The organism is Brevundimonas sp. (genome assembly GCF_965227765.1).
In the GTDB taxonomy this organism is placed as follows: Bacteria; Pseudomonadota; Alphaproteobacteria; order Caulobacterales; family Caulobacteraceae; genus Brevundimonas.
In genome coordinates this window covers 2,543,133-2,560,802 of record NZ_OZ245778.1, presented here as the reverse complement: position 1 = coordinate 2,560,802, position 17,670 = coordinate 2,543,133, and the positions used below count along the sequence as shown (strand labels likewise).

13 protein-coding genes and 2 pseudogenes are annotated in these 17,670 nt (G+C 64.5%); 8 read left to right on the top strand and 7 right to left on the bottom strand.

The window, feature by feature from the left end:
• Positions 1 to 17: 17 nt before the first annotated feature.
• The 4 genes and pseudogenes from ACO05L_RS12340 to ACO05L_RS12325 all read left to right on the top strand — a co-directional run.
• The gene (locus ACO05L_RS12340) at positions 18 to 1,319 is read left to right on the top strand and encodes an amidohydrolase family protein (RefSeq protein WP_421729460.1); all 1,302 of its coding nucleotides are present in this window, start codon (positions 18 to 20) and stop codon (positions 1,317 to 1,319) included.
• Positions 1,316 to 3,313: a S9 family peptidase gene (locus ACO05L_RS12335; RefSeq protein ID WP_421729459.1), complete on the top strand. Its 1,998-nt coding sequence runs from the start codon at positions 1,316 to 1,318 to the stop codon at positions 3,311 to 3,313. Before ACO05L_RS12340 ends, ACO05L_RS12335 begins: the two co-directional genes overlap by 4 nt.
• Positions 3,314 to 3,315: 2 nt before the next feature.
• Complete coding sequence (locus ACO05L_RS12330; RefSeq protein ID WP_421729458.1) at positions 3,316 to 4,758, top strand: M20/M25/M40 family metallo-hydrolase; 1,443 nt, start codon at positions 3,316 to 3,318, stop codon at positions 4,756 to 4,758.
• A gap of 146 nt (positions 4,759 to 4,904) precedes the next feature.
• Positions 4,905 to 4,997: pseudogene (locus tag ACO05L_RS12325) on the top strand (IS5/IS1182 family transposase); the annotation flags it as partial.
• Here the strand turns inward: ACO05L_RS12325 and ACO05L_RS12320 are convergent.
• From ACO05L_RS12320 to ACO05L_RS12290, 7 genes and pseudogenes are all read right to left on the bottom strand, one after another.
• The gene (locus tag ACO05L_RS12320) at positions 4,998 to 6,740 is read right to left on the bottom strand and encodes an amidohydrolase (RefSeq protein ID WP_421729457.1); all 1,743 of its coding nucleotides are present in this window, start codon (positions 6,738 to 6,740) and stop codon (positions 4,998 to 5,000) included. It abuts the pseudogene before it with no gap.
• Positions 6,741 to 6,756: 16 nt separating this feature from the next.
• On the bottom strand, positions 6,757 to 8,040 hold the full coding sequence (locus tag ACO05L_RS12315) for an alginate export family protein (protein WP_421729456.1): 1,284 nt from the start codon (positions 8,038 to 8,040) through the stop codon (positions 6,757 to 6,759).
• A gap of 319 nt (positions 8,041 to 8,359) precedes the next feature.
• Positions 8,360 to 8,721: pseudogene (locus ACO05L_RS12310) on the bottom strand (integrase core domain-containing protein); the annotation flags it as partial.
• Positions 8,722 to 9,898: 1,177 nt separating this feature from the next.
• Complete coding sequence (locus tag ACO05L_RS12305; RefSeq protein WP_421729455.1) at positions 9,899 to 10,759, bottom strand: hypothetical protein; 861 nt, start codon at positions 10,757 to 10,759, stop codon at positions 9,899 to 9,901.
• A complete protein-coding gene (locus ACO05L_RS12300; protein ID WP_421729454.1) occupies positions 10,756 to 12,351 on the bottom strand; it encodes an AAA family ATPase in 1,596 nt (531 codons plus the stop codon). The genes ACO05L_RS12305 and ACO05L_RS12300 overlap by 4 nt, the downstream gene beginning before the upstream one ends.
• Positions 12,352 to 13,401: 1,050 nt before the next feature.
• The gene (locus ACO05L_RS12295) at positions 13,402 to 14,112 is read right to left on the bottom strand and encodes an RES family NAD+ phosphorylase (protein WP_421729453.1); all 711 of its coding nucleotides are present in this window, start codon (positions 14,110 to 14,112) and stop codon (positions 13,402 to 13,404) included.
• A complete protein-coding gene (locus tag ACO05L_RS12290; protein ID WP_421729452.1) occupies positions 14,102 to 14,491 on the bottom strand; it encodes an MbcA/ParS/Xre antitoxin family protein in 390 nt (129 codons plus the stop codon). Before ACO05L_RS12290 ends, ACO05L_RS12295 begins: the two co-directional genes overlap by 11 nt.
• 133 nt (positions 14,492 to 14,624) lie before the next feature.
• Here ACO05L_RS12290 and ACO05L_RS12285 point away from each other — a divergent pair, with 133 nt between their 5' ends.
• The 4 genes from ACO05L_RS12285 to ACO05L_RS12270 are packed head-to-tail and all read left to right on the top strand — an operon-like array spanning position 14,625 to position 17,590.
• Positions 14,625 to 15,335: a multiubiquitin domain-containing protein gene (locus ACO05L_RS12285; RefSeq protein ID WP_421729451.1), complete on the top strand. Its 711-nt coding sequence runs from the start codon at positions 14,625 to 14,627 to the stop codon at positions 15,333 to 15,335.
• A gap of 31 nt (positions 15,336 to 15,366) precedes the next feature.
• Positions 15,367 to 15,786, top strand: coding sequence for a putative metal-binding protein (locus ACO05L_RS12280; RefSeq protein ID WP_421729450.1), 420 nt, complete (start codon positions 15,367 to 15,369; stop codon positions 15,784 to 15,786).
• The gene (locus ACO05L_RS12275) at positions 15,783 to 16,250 is read left to right on the top strand and encodes a hypothetical protein (RefSeq protein WP_421729449.1); all 468 of its coding nucleotides are present in this window, start codon (positions 15,783 to 15,785) and stop codon (positions 16,248 to 16,250) included. The genes ACO05L_RS12280 and ACO05L_RS12275 overlap by 4 nt, the downstream gene beginning before the upstream one ends.
• On the top strand, positions 16,247 to 17,590 hold the full coding sequence (locus ACO05L_RS12270; protein WP_421729448.1) for a ThiF family adenylyltransferase: 1,344 nt from the start codon (positions 16,247 to 16,249) through the stop codon (positions 17,588 to 17,590). Before ACO05L_RS12275 ends, ACO05L_RS12270 begins: the two co-directional genes overlap by 4 nt.
• The last annotated feature ends 80 nt before the right edge of the window (positions 17,591 to 17,670 follow it).

Sequence of the window (17,670 nt, the reverse complement as noted above, 5' to 3'; positions counted from 1 at the left end):
CGCTCGGAGCTAGTCCCATGATCCATCGACCGCTTCGGCGAAATATCCTCGGCCTGTGCGCGGCGGCGACGGCCCTGCTCAGCGCCGGCGCCGCTCTGGCCCAGACAGGCTATGTCCGCGCCGGGCGTCTGGTGGACACGATCGCCGGGCGGGTGTTGGACGACCAGTTGATCCATTTCGTCGATGGACGCGTGGTCTCGGTCGCGCCGTTCCAGAGCGCGCCGACGGACGCGCCGGTCACGGACTGGTCGGCCTATACGGTCCTGCCCGGCCTGATCGACATGCACACCCATCTGGTCGGCGGCGATCAGGGCGCCCATGTCGCCGACCCTCTGCTGACCAGCGCCGCCGAGGACGTGCTGTACGGCGTGCGCAACGCGCGGCTGACGCTGAGGGCGGGCTTCACCACCGTGCGCGACGTCGGGACCTGGCGAGCCCTGGGCGATGTCGCCCTGCGCGATGCGATCAACGCCGGTCGGGTCGAGGGACCGCGCATGTCGGTCGCCGGCGCCTATATCACCGTGCCGGGCGGCGGCGGCGAGATCACCGGCCTGGCGCCGGACGTGGTCATCCCCGAGGAGATGCGGCGCGGCGTCGTGACCAACGACAACGACGTGCGGCTGCGCGCGGGCTGGCTGTTCCAGCGCCACGTCGATTTCCTGAAGCTGATCGTCACCGGCGCCGTCCTGACCGTCGGCACCGAGCCCGGTCAGATGGAACTGAGCGAGGAACAGATTCGCATCGCGGTGCAGGAGGCGGCGATCCGCCATTCCTTCGTCGCCGCCCACGCTCACGGCGCCGAGGGGATCAAGGCCGCCGTTCGCGCCGGGGTCCGCACCATTGAGCATGGCTCCCTGATCGACGATGAAGGCATCGCCATGATGCGGACGCGGCCGGTCTGGCTGGTCGCCGACATCTATAACGGCGACTACATCGAGGAGATCGGCACGCGCGACGGCTGGCCGGCCGAGACCCTGCGCAAGAACCGCGAGACCACCGACGCCCAGCGCGAGGGCTTTCGCCGGGCCGTGGCCGCCGGGGTGAAGATCGCCTACGGCACCGATTCCGGCGTCTATCCCCAGGGCCAGAATGGCCGCCAGTTCCCCAACATGGTTCGCTATGGGATGACGCCGATGCAGGCGATCCAATCCGCCACCTCCGTCGCCGCCGAGGCGATGATGTGGAGCGACGACGTCGGCGCCCTGGCCCCTGGTCGTTACGCCGACATGATCGCAGTCGAGGGCGATCCGCTGGCCGACATCGCGGTGCTGATGGACGTGAAGGCGGTCATCAAGGGCGGAGAACTGGTCACGCCATGATCCATCGCCTCGCCCCCGCATTCGCTATCGCCGTCGGTCTGATCGGCGGGGCGGGGGAGGCGTGGGCGCAGGGCGCGCCGATGTCGGTGTCGGACCTGAGGCGTGAACGCACGATCGGCGAGCCCGTCTTCACGCCCGATGGCGAGGCTGTGATCTATTCGGTGACCGGCGCTGGCGACGGCGACGTGCAGCAGAGCGATCTGTGGCGGGTGGGATGGACGGGCGGTGCGGCTGTGGCGCTGACGGACACGCCGAGCGTGAGCGAATGGGCGCCCGAGCCCAGCCGCGACGGCCGGTTCATCGCCTTCCTCAGCGACGGCGGGCCTGAACAGGATACCCAGCTTTGGGTCCTGCCGTCGCAAGGCGGCGAGGCGCGGCAGGTCACGCACCTGCCCGGCGGCATCAGCGCCTTCAGCCTGTCGCCGGATGGAACGGCTGCCGTGGTCGTCGCCGAGGTCGGAGCCCGCGTCGGCCTGCCGGCGGATGCGACCGCGCCCATCGTCATCGACCGCTATCAGTTTCGCGAGGACCTGCGGCCCTGGCTGGACGACCGGCGCAACCACCTGTTCCGTGTCGATCTGGCCAGCGGGGCCGCCACGGCGCTGACGGACGGCGAGTTCGACGAGGCGTCCCCCGCCTGGTCGCCGGACGGGACGCGGATCGCCTTCGTCTCCAGCCGTTGCGAGAACGCCGACAGACACATCTGTTCGGACGTCTATGTCATGGCGGCGACCGGCGGCGAGGCGACGAAGGTCAGCACATTCGAGGCCGGCGACGCCGACCCCAGCTGGGAAGCGGGCGGCCCGCAATGGTCGCCGGATTCGCAACGCCTGGTCTGGGTTCAGGGCGGGGCTGAGCAGACGACCTGGTATGCGCCCTTCCAGCTGGCGGTCGCGGACCTGGATAGCGGGCAGATCACTCATCCGGGCTGGATCGACCGCTGGACCTATTACGCCCGCTGGTCCGGGGACGGGAAGTCGATCCTGGCCCTGATTGAACAGGACCGCGACACCTGGCTGGCCCGCGTCGATCCGGTCAGCGGCCATATCGACTACCTGACCCAAGGCACCCGGTTCGCCACCGGGTTCGCGACCAGCGAGGATGGCCGGATCGCGGTAGTGGACGGCGGTGTTCAGGCCCCGCCGGTGCTGCGCGCGGTCCAAGGACGGACCCTGGCCGATCACAACGGCTGGCTTGCCGAGCGTCGCCTGGCCGAGGTCCGCGACGTGTCTTGGCAGAGCGAGGGCGTCGCCATTCACGGCCTGCTGACCCTGCCCCTCGGGTACAGGCCGGGCGACGAACCGCCTCTTATCGTGCGGGTGCACGGCGGGCCCGTCTATCAGTACAGCCACGAGTTCATGGCCGACTGGCAGATCTATGCCGCCCAGGGCTATGCGGTCCTGGCGCCCAATCCGCGCGGTTCCTCGGGCCGAGGCCAGGCCTTCGCCGAGGCGCAGATGGGGAACTGGGGCGGACCGGACGTGGCCGACGTCTCCGCCGGGATCAGCCATCTCATCGACGCCGGCCTGGTCGACCCGGACCGGATCGGCATCGGCGGCTGGAGCTATGGCGGCATCCTGACCAACTACATGATCGTGTCCGATCCTCGCATCCGGGCGGCGGTCAGCGGGGCGGGCATGGCCAACTTCCTGGGCGGCTACGGGGTCGACATGTACGCGCGGGATTACGAGATCGAGCTGGGCGCGCCCTGGGCCGAGCCTGAGCGCTGGATGCGGATGAGCCGCGCCTTCTTCAATGCGCCCAGGATCACCGCCCCGACCCTGTATCTGTGCGCCGAGCAGGACCACAACGTCCCCTGTGCCGGCAGCCAGCAGATGTATCAGGCCCTACGCTCGCTGGGCGTGCCGACCCGGCTGGTGATCTATCCGGGCGAGAGCCACGGCCTGACCACGCCCAGCCATATCGAGGACCGGATGCAGCGACAGCTCGACTGGTACGACCTCTATCTGGCGCCCACGACCACTGGAGACTGACGATGAAGACCAAGACATGGATGGCCGCGGCAGGCTTGGCCCTGGGCCTGGCCACCCTGGCGGGTGCAGCGTCGGCGCAGGATCGGCCGGCCTTCGGTGCCGCCCATCTGCGGCCGGACCAGCAGGCTTTTCGCGCCATCTTCAAGGAACTGGTCGAGACCAACACCACCCTGTCCGAGGGCAGCTGCACCCTGGCGGCCGAGCGCATGGCGGCGCATCTGCGCGCGGCGGGGTTCGGCGATGACGAACTGACCCTGTTCTCGGTCCCCGAGCATCCCAGGGAGGGGGGCGTCGTCGCCGTCCTGCCGGGCACGGACGCCGCCAAGCCGATCCTGCTGCTGGCCCATCTGGATGTCGTCGAGGCGCGCCGGGCCGACTGGGTCCGTGACCCCTTCACCCTGGTCGAGGAGGACGGATATTTCTATGCCCGCGGCGTCGCCGACACCAAGGAACTGGCGGCGGTCTGGGTCGATATCATGGCCCGGTTCCGGCGTGAGGGTCTGGTCCCCGGCCGCACCCTGAAGATGGCTCTGACCTGCGGCGAAGAGAGCGGCGAGTTCAACGGCGCCCAGTGGCTGGTCGACAACCGGCCCGACCTCATCGCCGCCGATTTCGTGCTGAACGAGGGCGGGGGCGGGGAGACCGACGGTCATGGCGCGCTGCTGAATCAGAGCGTCCAGATCGGCGAAAAGACCTATCAGGACTTCCGCTTCGAAACGACGAACCCCGGCGGCCACTCCTCGATCCCGATCCGCGACAACGCCATATATCAACTGGCCGATGCGCTCGAGAAACTGCGCGATCACGACTTCCCGGTCGAGGTGACGCCCACGACCCAGACCTACCTCGCCCGGGTCGGCGCGATCCGCAACGACGAGATCGGCCGGGCCATGACGGCCCTGTCGCAGAACCCCCAGGACGCGGCTGCGGCGGCGATCGTCTCGGGCGACCGGGGGCTGAACAGCATGCTGCGTACGACCTGCGTCGCGACCATGCTGGAAGGCGGGCACGCCAACAACGCCCTGCCTCAGCGCGCCGCCGCCATCGTCAACTGCCGCATCTTCCCCGGCCGGGACATCCACGAGATCCGCGACGCCTTGACGGCCCTGGTCGATGATCCGGGCGTCGCGATCACCTTCGTCGAGCCCATCGCCAAGATCGCGGTCGCGCCGCCGCTGGATCCCGTCGTGATGGGGCCCATCGAGGCCCTGTCGGAGCGCTACTTCCCGGGCGTTCCGGTCATCCCGTCCATGTCCCCCGGGGCGACGGACGCCGTCCACTTCGGCCCCGCCGGCATCCCGGTCTATGGCGTTCCCGGCATCTGGTTCGATCCCGACGGCAACGGCCAGCACGGTCTCGATGAGCGTGTTTCGATTGAAGGCGTCTATGTCGGCCGAGACTATCTGACAGACCTGGTCCGTCTCCTGGTGACGACCCCGGAGTGAGGCGTCGGCAGATAGGCGCGCAGCAGGATTCGTCTCCGGGTTCGATAGAAGAACCGGCGAAAGACGTCATGATCCGGCCTGACTAAGCCCGGGACCCCTGAAGGCGAAGCGGGCGATCTGAGTCAGGCTCTGCCAGGAGACTGGGTATGGGCGACTTCTATTGGCTGACGGATGAGCAGATGGAGCGGTTGCGACCGCACTTCCTCAAGAGCCACGGCCACGCTGTGGTGCGGGAACGGCTAGCGCCGCCACACCTCGCGCCCCTCCTTGAAGGTGTTCGTGACCTTGATGGCGGCCAGCGTCTCAGGGTCGGCGGTCAGGGGATTGTCTTCAAGCAACGTCATGTCCGCCAGCTTGCCGATGGCCAAAGACCCCTTCCGGTCGTCCTCGAAATGCTGCCATGCGGCCCACAGGGTCATGGCCTTCAGGGCGATGTCGACCGGCACGCATTCGTCCGGCCCGAGGATATCGCCCGAGCGGGTGCGGCGGGTGACGGTGGCCGACAGGACGCGCATGGAGTCTGGGTTGGCCACGGGCGCGTCGTGGTGGGTGGTGAAGCGCATGCCGCGACGGATGGCCGAATGGCAGGGCGAGATGGTCTCGGCCCGGCGCGGTCCCAGCACCGAGTCCCTGTGATAGTCGCCCCAGTAGAAGGTATGCATGGGGAAGAGGGACGGCACGATGCCCAGGGTCTTCAACTCGTCCAGTTGATCCATCCGCGTGGTCTGGCCGTGGATCAGGACCGGGCGGCGGTCCTTGGCGCCGTGCCTGTTCGTCGCCTCGCGCACCGCACCGATCAGCAGGTCGATGGCGGCGTCGCCGTTGGCGTGGACCTCGATCTGCCAGTCGTTCCTGAAGGCCAGTTCGACGGCGTCCAGGGCCTGCTGCTCGGTCACCGCGGGATAGCCGCGATAGGAGGCGGGCTTGCCTTCGGGCGGGATGTAATAGGGCTGTGACAACCAGGCCGTCTTGCCCTGGGGCGAGCCGTCCAGCGTCAACTTGACCCCGCCGACGCGGTATTTGCCGACATAGGTCCTACGATAAAGCGGCGTCGCCATGACGTCGGTCGAGGTCTGGATGTCCGGGAAGGACAGGATGTCGATGGGCAACTCGCCGCGCTCGGCCAGCATGGCAATCATGTTGCAGGTGGCGGTCGAGGACCGCCCGTCCTGAGCGGTCGTGTAGCCGAAGCTGGAATAGAAGCGCGCGCCCTCGCGGATCATCTCAAGGTTGGCCTGAAGGTCCAGTCGAGTGAACAGGGCGCCCATGACGGCGAACAGGGCGGTTTCCTCCATGACCCCGTTGGGCTGCTGCGAGCCTTCTTCCCGGCGAAAGGCGCCGCCGTCGGGATCGGGCGTCGAGGCGGTCACGCCCGCCGCCGCCAGGGCCGCGCTGTTGGCCGAGCCCAGGTGACCGGACTGGTGCATAAACAGGATCGGCACGCTGTCGGAAATGGCGTCCAGCTCCTTACCGGTCGGGTGACGGCGCTCCTTCAACTGGGAGTCGTCATAGCCGAAGCCGATGACCAACTGCGTGTCGCGGACCAGTTGTTCGTGCGCGTTCATCCACTCGCGGGTGATGCGTTGCAAGGCGGGGATGTCGTCGCCCTGACCGTCCGGCGCCGGCAGCAGATTGGCGTAGCGCGCCTGCAGCCCGACCATGGAGACGTGGCCGTGTGGATCGAAGAAGCCGGGCAGCAGGGTGCGCCCGTCCAGGTTCACCGTCTGGGCGCCCCGGCCCACGGCGGCGCGGGCGGCGTCCAGTGAACCGACGGCGACGATGACGCCGTTGCGCACGGCCACCGCCTCGGCGGTCGGCATGGCGTCGTCGATGGTCAGGATCGGACCGCCGGTGAAGATCAGATCCGACGACGATGTGGTCTGGGCCATGGCGCCGCGACCTCCCAGCAGGGTGGTCCCGGCCAGGGCACCAGCTCCGGCGAGCAGGGTACGGCGGTTGGACGGGGGAAGGATCAGGGTCATGGACGTCTCGCTCCGCTCAGTAGTTGGCGATCAGATTGACGTAGGCTCCGCTCCACACAGGCGCGTCGGCCACGATGGACTTGATACCGGCCTGTGGGTTGGAAACCGAGAAGCCTGCGGTCAGGAACAGGTTGGGAGACAGCACCCGGAAATATTCGAAATAGAGATCGTCCGACAGATGGTGGCGCGTGACCCCGGTGATGGGGTTGTCCACGTCGTCGCCCTCCACGCGGGTCGCCTGGCCGAACTGGATGGGGCTGCGCAACTGGTCGGCTTCAATGCGGTGGATGCGGAGCGTGAAGGTGTCGACCGGTGTCGGAGCGATGCTGGCCGCGACCTGCCAGGAGTTCACATTGGAGTTGATGAAGACCATCGACGACTTGGTGCCGGTCGACCAGGCCGAGGGGTTGCCCTCGTAATAAAGGGGGTCGAACCGCTCCAGACGATCCGTGTTTGGATCATCGCCCGAGAAGGTCTGATAGCCGACGGTGAAGGTCGGCTTCCACGGGTGGTCGGCGAACGCATAGCCGACCTGGGCGCGTCCGGCCCAGGCGCGCAGGTTGATGCGGTCGTTGCGCTCTAACGCCAGATCCGCGGCCATGAAGGCGTTGGGAAAGCCGGCGATCGGCGCGCGGCCGTACAGGTTGGCGAACTCCAGCCCGTCGCGGGCGCCGGGAATGATCGAGGGGATGCCGGCCCCACCGGGCGGGGCCTGGGGGTAGGGGGCGCTGGATTCGATCACTCGGCCCGCCGTCAAACCGATCAGAGCGTTCGCGTTCGAGTCGTAACGGAAATCCACGCCCGCCAGCCGGTTGCCGGTGTCGTTGTCCGGCGATTCATTGGGATCCAGGTAGAAGCCCGTCGCCTTCAGCTTGCCGTGGGTGATCTCTCCCAGGGCGGCGAAGCCCCAGGCCTTGCGCGGTCCCAGTTTCAGCGCGCCGCGCGAGAACCCGCTGGACCCGCCGGCTTCGATCAACATCCCGGCGCCCGCCTTGAAGACGCGCGGGCCGACGGACAGGTCGAAAGTCGTCTCGTCGGCCGCATAGCGCCAGCCGAGATAGCCCTCCTCCAGCGTCACCCGCCCGGTGTCTCCGGCGTCGAAGGCGTCGGCGCCGATGGTCATCGACGCCACGCCGGACAGACCGCCGTAGAAGGTCGTGCGCTCGCCCGCGCGCCGCTCGAATGTCACGCCGGGTTTCAGATAGGCTTCGAACCATTCGGCGTTGGGATCGAAGTCGGTGACCCCGGCCACCGTCTCCCCGAAGTCCCAGAACAGTCTTTGTTCGGCGACGAGGTTCACACCGCCTTGCAGATGACCTGTTATTGTCAGGTCATCGCTCTCGTACAGCGTTGGGGAAGGGGGCGAGCTTTGCGCCAGCGCCGCAGAGCCTGAGCTCCAGAGGGCAAAGACCACGAGGCCAAAGTGGAGGGCAGATGGCGTCATCGACAACTCCTCTCCTCGACCTTAGCTCAAGCGAGCGAATTTCGATAATAGTAATTAAGCGCCGATTGGCGTGAACATACTGAACGACCAATTATCCATTACATAAAATGTCTACTATTGGCGCGCATCTACCATCAGCCGGCCAGCGCCACGCTTGCGAAAATAGTTCTCGGTTTCATCCTCGGCGGCGCGCCTGTGCGTAGGCCTTGGGCGTCAGCCATCCCAGCTTCGAGTGCGGCCGGGTTTCGTTGTAGTCGCGCCGCCAGGCCTGCAGCACGCCACGGGCGTGCGGCAGGGATCGGAACAGCGTCTCGTTCAACAGTTCGTTGCGCCGCCGACCATTGAAGCTCTCGTTGACCCGAAGGGCGGCGCGTAGCAGCCAAGCCGTTCTGCTGAGGCTTGCCCGGCGCGATGTAATGCCAGCCCACGCCGGCGTCGTCGGCCCAGGCCGGGATGGCGTTGGACGTATATTGGCTGCTACGCGCCGCCCTTCGGGTCCGTGCCGTTATCGCTGATGATCGTCTCGGGTCGCCCTCGTCGCGGCCTAGCTGACGGCGCCATGAAGCGCGTGGGTTGAGGCACGAATGCGGAACAAATCTGTCTAACCAAAACGAAACGTTAGACAGATTGAGGTTTAAAATTATGATTTTAAATGCAAATTTTTAGGGGAGTGGCGGACAGAGAGTCTGAATTTTGATCAGTTCACAGCGTTTCATCGCGTTTCATTGTCGTTATTTTTCAATCGGATGACGAAAAATAAAGTGTCATCCTTATTCAGGGCGTTTCACCTAATCGCAAACGTATTGGTGGGTGTGATGGCGGGTTGGCTGGTGGGTGAAATTGGAGTTTTTAGGCTTTTTGCCCAATATCTAACGAATTTCCCCGTTTTCGGCAGGAGATGTGGGGTGGCATGATGGGTGAGATTTTCAGGCCAAATTGGCGGTGCGGCTAAGGTGCTGAATTATGTGTTGGAGGATGAAGTGTCCGCCATCCGACCCATTGGAATTCGAACTCGCGCCATTTTTGGCCATTTCCCATTGGAATTCGAACTCTCACCGCCGTCAGAACTCTGCGTCTGATGCGATGAAAGGCGATGACATTCGCCGCAGTACAGGAGGGGCCAACTCGTAGGCCTCTACGCGATCCCGATCGTGAGATTGTCCTGTCGATAGTGGTTCTACCGGTACAGATGTGAGAGTTTTGCCGCGAGGACATTTCAGCCGATTGCTGCTTCGCGCCAGCAGCAGACTTTGGCAGGACGCCAACTTCCTAACATTCAGCGCGGCGACCAGAAGCGCCGAAAGGCACAGCCTACTTGGAAACGCACTGCCAACCGCCCAGAAGATGTTATTCGTCCACTGTCGACCATCCGGTGGGCAGGTGCCTTCACAACCTTGCGAGGTGCGACGACAAGCGCCCAAGCTGACTGGAGACGATGATAGAATGGTCCCAGAAGGGGTCGGTCGCAGTCGGCGCCGATTTGCCGAGAAGACCGGCAGCGCCCAAGACGCAGCCGACCATCCTCCTCAAACGCGGCCTCAAGCGGCCCTCCTAACGATCTATCCTTAACCGGCCCGGCCCTTCGCACGAACCTCAGCGCTAGGAACAGCATCGCCGCGACCAAGGTCGTCCAGAAGCACTGTCCTGAACAGCTCCCCTACGTCGTCTGATCCTGCCTTAGCGGCCGATCTCCGACCGCGGTAAGCTGGTGAAACTAGATGAGCGGCGCGTTGGGCAGACGCCCGGGCCGACAGAAGCGATGAAACAGCCAGTCGGTGACGAACGGCCGCAGGAGCCCGCTGTAAAAGACAGATTCCCAGTTATTGCGTCCCGCGTCGTCCGCGCGCTCGCGCTCGTCCCTCAGGATCTTCACGAGCGCGTGCCGGCTCTGAGGATTAAGTCTCAGCGCTGTGGTGATCCGGCCGGGCCTTTCCATAAGCTTGGCCCACTCTCTGGTCAGGTAGCTTCGGATCTGGGTCGGCTTCACAATGGTCTCGACATGGAAGGCGACCGCTGGATAGTCCGGATGCGCGATCGGCAGGAGTATCTCGAGTGAAACCTTCGGCGCGATGCCCAGATCCTCGAACTTTGCCGTAAGAAGTCGCCTGCCAAGCACTTCGTCGAAATAAGGATGCAGGATGCGCTGCCCGGGAGCCGGGCCGCGCGTCCTTGTTCCCCGCCTGGAATTGCATTTGCAGGCAGGAACCAGATTTCGACTGTAGATGGAAAAAGCGGGGTAAGGCCCCTGCGGCATCATGTGATCGAGAGAGCCGCCGGCGAACGAGCCGCACATAGGGCACGAGTTGAGGTCGCCTTCCAGGCGCACCGGGTCGATGAAGGCCAGAGCCTGTGGCGGTCGGACATAATGTTGCTTGAGATAACCCTCCACGTTCGCAGGCAGCACGACCCCGTCAACCCGCGTAACGTCGCCGTTGACTGCGACATACTGGGCATAGGCTGTCTGCATTGTCGCAAGATGGTCTCGCAGGGACGGAAAGCTCGCCAGTCTGCGGTTCTCCGAGAGAACGGCCAATGCGGCGGCGTCGTCAAAGACAGGACAGGGGAGCCGGTTCATCCGGCCGACTTCGAACGTTCGTCGTCCTCGATTTCCGCCCTGATTTCCCCGAGCAGCTCTGGGGCCAGTTCGTCCCTATAGATATTGAGCACCTCATCCCACGACCGACCTTCCGAGGTGATGTCCTTTTCAACCTTCTTCGCCAGCCGGGACGGCTCGTCTTCGCCGAAGATGAAAAACGAAATCGCCCCGACATCGGCGCCGAATGTCTTCATCCGCGGGATTTCGACCTTTACGCTCCGGTCCGCCTCAGAGCGCAGCACCCTGACCTGATCCTCGAAGGCCTCGCGAACGAAGTAGGCCGAGTGCGTCGCGATGATCGCTGCGGAACCAGTGCGTTCAAGAAGACTGTCCAGCAGGACGACAAACTGGTTGATGAAGTTGGGATGCAGATGGGTCTCCGGCTCGTCAAACAGCAGCAGCGAACTGTTCTCGATGTGCAGGCTCGCCAGCGCAGCGAAGCGTAGGAATGAGATCTCGCCACTGCTCAGCGGATAGACCTCTCCGCCTACATACCGAACGACATCCTCGCCGACGACAATGGAGGCGTAGCGATCTAGCTGAACCTGCTCAGAGCCGCGCTGGATGTCGGCGAGCAGAACGATCTGATCAGAGCTGTTCTCCTGGATTAGTGCGAGCTCATTGTGCGCGTCGATAGCCTGCACGGAGTTCAGGAAGATGCCAAAGCGGTCATCGTCGCGTATCCGCTCTGTTGAGCGGACCAGCTGGACTACGAGATCCGCTGTCTTCTGTCGGCTTCTGCCCTGCCCGGGGCCGTTGAGTGCGAACCGTCTGTACCAGACCTTTGACCGCCGCCTCTGTTCGGTAGGAAACGTTCCGGAAGAAGTGGTAGAGGGTTCAAACGCTAGGAGCCGATTAAACACCGGACGTCCGCCGGACCGGTCGGTCAGAGTTGGGAGCCCTTTGATCGCTGCGTCTACTATGCGGCGCAGTGTCTGGCTTTTGCCTACCCCGTTTTTGCCGATGATCACGGCAAACCGCTTCGGCAGGACGGCCTCATCCATCGAGAATGTAAATCCGAGATGATGAGGCGTGGGTCTGCCGGCCAGCTGAAACTCAATGTGCAGCTCGTCTGACAGTCTGCCGACGTGTTCGAACTCCACGCCACGCAGGAGCATGTTGGCATTCTTCCACGCGAAATAGGCTTCTGACGTGCGCAGGAACGCCTGACGAAAGATTACCATCTCGCTGACGCTCTTTAGCCAGGGCCGGTTTGTCCCCGCGAAGTCGGCGGCGACGATATCCTTCAGTTCAGCCAGGATCTTGCGAGATTCCTCCGGTCCAAAGGTGCGGACGAGGTCTCGATAGGCCGCCATGTCCGGCAGCATCGTGAAATATGCGGGGGCTACGTCTCCGAGCAGTCGCCCGTCTGGGGCCACAGCAAGCAACGCGTTCAGAACCCGCGTGTCTTGGTTTCTGTCGACGCGTTCCACGAACCCGAGAAAGCCGCGAACGCTCAGGTCGCGCCCAGTTCGAGAAGGGATCCGAATGTCGATCGCGATCTGGAATCCGAAGTCGTTCCAGCTGTCGCTGCTGCGCGAGACCACTATGGTGCCCGGTTCAGCGATCATGCGAGGATGGCTGGTGAAAACCACCTGATAGGGTCGTTCAGACTGCTCGACCAATGGATCCCCCGAGACGTGCACGCGACCTGCCCGATTTGGGCTGCCTTTGACAGGCTAAAGCGCGCCGCCTCAACCTTTCAAGTTGTATCCACCAGACCGAGCTTCACTTGCTCTTCCGCCCCAAAGCGGACGCCCGACACTCATCGAGGCACTCGCGGGTCCACCAGCCAGCCTCATTCGGTCATCTTGACCTGCCCCAGCCGATGAGCCCTAAGCGCCAACAGGCGACATTCACTGACCGGCCAGAACGTGACATTCACGCATGTCGCACAACAGTCTGGATGTCTGCTTTTTGGTACCGCAGACGTCTGGGCGCGATGCCGGCCGCCTTAGCTCGATATCGTTGATGACATCAAAGGACTTGGTCCTGAGGGTCCAAAGGATCTTCCGCCGACGTCAACTCAGGTGGTGAGGGGCCATCGGATTGGCGAGATGGATAACGTCGTGGACGACAACCCGGCGCTTTAAACGTCGCTACGCTGATGTCGCGTCCGATTTTGACGTAAGATCACATCCAATATCCTGCTCGGCGGCATCGGCGAGTAAGGCCCTGTATTAATGTGCGGCTTTTTCAGCGGGCCCAAGTTCAGCCCGCCCTATCGGCGTTGAGGGATTCTCCAATGTTCAGATGGCTGGCGAGACTCTGGCGGTCGATTTTTTTCCCGGATCGAAAATCTCCGCCTCCGGAACGCCCGATCCTGCGACCTCACGGCCTGATCCGAGAGTATCTCCCGGTCGGCAGGCCCATCGCGGCGTTTCGCGGCGAAGGCGATCTGCCGCCCATGCACTGGAAATCATGTCACCCGCGGACACGGGCGCGCTTCAAGGCCCATATGACGTGTTCGCGCGGACACGCGATTGTCCTGAGCGGTCACAGTATCTCGTCAGTGGGCGCAGTTCGACCGAGCGTGGTCTGCCGCACCAAAGGCTGCGACTTCCACGACTGGGTCAAACTCAAGGACTGGACGGACGGTGCCCTGTCCTGACCTGCACCGATCAGGCTGCGAGAACCTCCTCCGCGCCGCCGAGGGCCAACGGCGACAACTCCGTGCCGACATCATCGAAGGCGTAGAGCTTGGTGACCTTCGAACCGTTCCAAAGGTAGCGGTAGTGTACGGTCTGGATCGAGCGCTGGAGGGCCGAGCCCGACCTGACCGCCACACAGGTGGCCGATGGACGTTCGGGCGGCCGGTAGAGAATACCGTCGACATCGTCCGGGAGCCCCGCCCCTAGCACCCATCGCGCTTCCCTGTCCGTCGCCGGATCCAGATCCCGCAGATCCAGGAAGCGACCGTCGACCGGCGTCTTCAGCATGCGCATGTCGAGCCCGATCGCTGGCTCGGAGGTTCGGCTCAGGAAGAACTCACGCCGGGCCACCGACACCGCAAGCGCGGTTTGGCGGGTATCGGCGAGTTCGAGGCTCGGCCGCTCGGGCGGGAAAAACCGCGACCCTTCCGGGTTCGAATAGGCGAAGGGCGCGTGGTTCCAGTTCTGCAGGCGGGGCGAGTCCGCAGCGATCCCGAGGCTCGCGGTTATCAAGCGCTGGGCTGAACGCAGGCGAGGATTGGTCAGGTTCTCGATCTCGACCAGGGCCTCGACCCGGTCGTTGGCGACCACCTCATCGTAGATGTCGACGGGCGGAAACCGGGAGGGAATCAGGCGGAAAGCGTCGCCCTTCCAGGCAACGACGGAAGGATTACCCGCCACGCTGCGCATCCAGATACCAGCGCACCTTGTAGAGGTCGATGACGCCGCCGGCGAGCATCACGTCCAGCGCGCTCTGGCCGTCGAAATAATCGTTGGCCTGGCGAATCCACTCGTAGCCCCGGTCATCGAGGGGGAAGAGGATCTTCAGCGACTTCCATATGCCCAGGATGTGGGAGATCCGTTCGGTGGTGTCGACGGGCACCGCGCCTCCGTCCTTCTTCCACTTGAAAAACGTCGAACGCCCGGGAGACCCCAGCAGCTTGATCTGCTCATCGGTCGAAAGCTTCCACTTTTCGGCGATCGTGAAAAAGGCCTCCAGCTCTACGGGAATCCTTGAAGGCCCAGCGCCCTCCCGGGCGGCGGGGTTTAATTCCTGCATCCACTACCTCCAGTCCAAATATGGACTTGACGACCTGTTTCGGTCCACATACATACAGTCCATATCGGGACTGATTGTGAGATCTTAGTCCGCGATCAATCGGTGTCAAGCGTTTGCGCAAGGAGCGAAAGCCATGGAAGCAGAAGAAAACGGGCGCCCCTGGCGCGTCATCGATCTCAACGGGTCGACCTACGAAAATGACGATCCGGTCGTGTCGGGTCGGGACATTCTCGGGTTGGGCGGCTTTGCGCCGGCGACGGAATATATCCTGATCGAAATCCGGAAGGGCCGTACTCACTTGGTGGGGCCCGACGACAAGGTCGACCTGAAGGCCCACGCCGGGGCCCGATTCCGGTGCGCCCCGGGTGATCGCGCCTTCACCTATACCTTCGACGAGATCGGCCAGGTCTCGTGCGAGGAAACAATCGAGGTCAACGAACTCGCCGCCATCTTCACGGTCCCTGAGGACAAGGAGATGGTTCTGGAACGCGACGACCAGCCCGATGTGATCCTGCGCCCGGATGGCGTGGTGTCGTTTGGCCCGGCCGGCGTGGAGGACATTGTCACTCGTAAGCGCCGCGATCATGAGTTCGTCACGGTGACGGTCTTCGCGACCGCCGGCGTGTTCCCTGCGGAAGGCGCCCTGCGCGTCAAGGCGGACACCCTGGTCTCCGACGTTCTCGAGCGCGCCGCGCGCAAGCTCCACCTGACCGACACCGCCGCCTGGGTCGTGTCGATCGACGGGCGCGACATCAGTCCCGGCCTGTCGTTCGCGCAGAACGGGCTCAGCGGTCATGTCGATCTCGACTGGCTCCCCCCGGAAGGCGGCGGCGGCGATGCTTAGGGAGCTCTCGAAGGCGGCCTTCGATCGGGACGTGGGCCGCCTCGACCCCCGGCTGGCAAAGCGCCGCGGCTGGACCGTCCTCCAGGCCGACTATCCGGTTCTGGATGTCGTGCTCCGGCACGGCGGCGCTTCCCCGCTTCGGTTGCGGTTCACCTGTGACCACTGGGACGAACAGCCCCCGGCGATCGAGCTTCTGCGCGAAGACGGTTCGATCGTCCAACCCGGGTCGGCCGAGGACGGGCGGATGTTCAGCTACGGCAAGTCGATCTTCAACCCCAGCGCCCACCCGACGACCGGCAAGCCCTTCATCTGCATGCGGGGCGCGCGCGAGTTCCATACCCACCCCAGCCATCTCGGGGAGGTCTGGGACGGTTTCAGGGGCCGCTCCGGCAACGACCTCCTCGGGCTGCTGGATCAACTCTGGAAGACCTGGAAGGGCAGCGTGCAATGACGCCTCTCTCGATCAGCGGCCCGAACCTCGAGGCCACCCTGAAGATCCTGCGAAGCGGGGGGATTCGCGGCCATGAGCGCGTCGCCCTCTGGCTCGCGCCCGCGGTTGCGAAACCTTACCGGGTCAGTGAGGTCTTCGAACCCGAGCAGGAGACCGCCAAGGACTATTTCAGGCTGCCGCCGCACAGCATGAAGGCGCTCATGACCCGCCTCAGGACAGGGCGGTTGAAGGTGGTGGCGCAAATCCACACCCATCCCGGCCGCGCCTATCACTCCGACGTCGACGCGGAATGGGCGATCGTCCGCCATGTCGGCGCCCTGTCCCTCGTCCTCCCGCGCTTCGCCTCCGCCACAACCCTCGAGAATTTTCGAGACGAGGTCATGACCTATGAATGCGCCCCTGACGGGGACTGGACCCTGGTTCCTAACACGGGACCGCAAGCCCGACTGGAGATCACCGCATGACCGCCCGGGATGAAAGCGCCAAGATGCTCGCCTCGCTGATGGGCATCGACCAGGACGAGGCGGCCGAACGGCTGGACCGCAAGGTTTTGATCACCGTCGGCGACCAGCCGTCCGCTATGAGCCTCGCATCCGAGGTCACCTTGCTCCTGGAGCGGACCCTCGCCATCACGGAAGTCCCTGACGAGGCGCACCTCGAACTGGTCGTCGGAAACACCGCCCCCCGGGCCGCCTGCCCGCGCCAATACGCAGCGGCGGATGCGGTCAGTGTGATCGTGGGCTCAGCCCCCGCTACCCGCACCGCGTCGGAAGCCCACCCTCTAGTGGTCATGATCTATGCGACCGCTGTCTCGGCCGCCGTATTGCGGGCCGTTGCGGGTGATGGAGCCCTGCCGCAAGGCCCCGATCCGCTCGAGGTCAAGGCGAGCCAACTGGGCCTGCCGAAACTCGACGCCCTCGCGCCTCTCGATCTGACCGGGGCGGTCCTTGTGGGCGCCGGCGCCGTTGGCCACGGGTTCTTGCGCGCCCTGAGGACCGTGCCCGCTACTGGCGAGTTGGTCGTCCTCGATCCGAAAAAGGTGGGCGAAGGCAATCTGAACCGTTGCCTGTACCTTCAGCCCGGAGACGAGGGTCGCGACAAGGTCAAGGCCCTCACCGAGCGGGCAGCGCCGGACTTCCCGACCCTGCGGCTTGCTCCGATGGTCGGCGAGTTCCGGCAATACGCGGAGACGATCGACAGGGTCGATACGGTCATCGTGACCGTCGACAGCCGCCGTGCCCGCCGCAGCATCCAGGAATATGCACCGCGCCGGGTATTCGACGCCTCGACGACCGACGTCACCGCCGTGGTGATGCACGTCCATGAGCAACCGACCGACGGGGCCTGCCTCGCCTGCATCTATCGCCACATCCCGGATGAACATGCGCGCGAGCGCTCGATCGCCGAGGGCTTGGGCATCGATCTGGACACGGTCGCGCACGGGTTCATCGATGAGGACGCCGCGACCCGGATCCTGAAGGCGCATCCGGGTCTCGACAAGGCTGACCTGATCGGTAAGGCCTTTGACTCCCTGTTCCGCCAGCTGTGTGCGACCCAAGCCCTCACCACTGCCGAGGGCCGCCAGGTGTTGACGCCATTTGCCTTCGTATCGTCCTTGGCCGGTGCCCTCATTGTAGTCGAGATGTTACGGCGCGCGGGCGGCGTCACCGACGCGAACTACTGGCAGGTCGATCCCTGGCTCGGGCCGCTGGCGAGGCTTCGGAAATACAGGTCCAAATCGTCCGAATGCGTCTTCTGCTCTAGTCCCGACGCCCAGGCGCTGGTCTGGCGATGGTGGGGCTAACACCTGAGCGCCGGCATTTCGGAAAGCCGACCCCCAAGCTCACCTTGCCTTGTGTCGGGCATTAGGCAGCCTGCAATCTG